The following is a 384-nucleotide window of genomic DNA, read 5'->3' as shown; positions in this document are numbered from 1 at the left end:
CAAGAAACTGGGCGCAGTTAAGCCCACAGGTTAATTGAACGCCGAGTCAGACAGTCCTATAGCTCAGTTGGTTAGAGCGCCACACTGATAATGTGGAGGTCGGCAGTTCAAGTCTGCCTGGGACTACGCATCGGCAAGATGACCGATATAATGCTACTCTCAATTATGGGGGATTAGCTCAGCTGGCTAGAGCACCTGCTTTGCAAGCAGGGGGTCAACGGTTCGAATCCGTTATTCTCCACTCCGGGGCATGTCCCCGAAAAGATCTTTGACATATTGACACAAGCAAGACTGTAGAACAGAAGTTCAAGACTTCTAACAACAAACAGAAAGCTGAAAGTATGAGCGAAAGACAGGCGAATATATTTATTTGTCCTATCTACG

General features: G+C 47.1%; 2 tRNA genes. Both read left to right on the top strand.

The features are described 5' to 3' along the window. Window positions 1-52: 52 nt before the first annotated feature. Window positions 53-126: transfer RNA gene (locus tag CIK92_RS07595), tRNA-Ile, on the top strand. 41 nt (window positions 127-167) lie between these two features. Beyond that, window positions 168-241, top strand: a tRNA-Ala gene (locus CIK92_RS07590). Window positions 242-384: the final 143 nt, after the last annotated feature.

Origin of the sequence: Prevotella sp. P4-67 (assembly GCF_002251325.1) — a bacterium.
Taxonomy (GTDB): Bacteria; Bacteroidota; Bacteroidia; order Bacteroidales; family Bacteroidaceae; genus Prevotella.
This window is presented reverse-complemented; position numbering and strand designations above follow the sequence as displayed.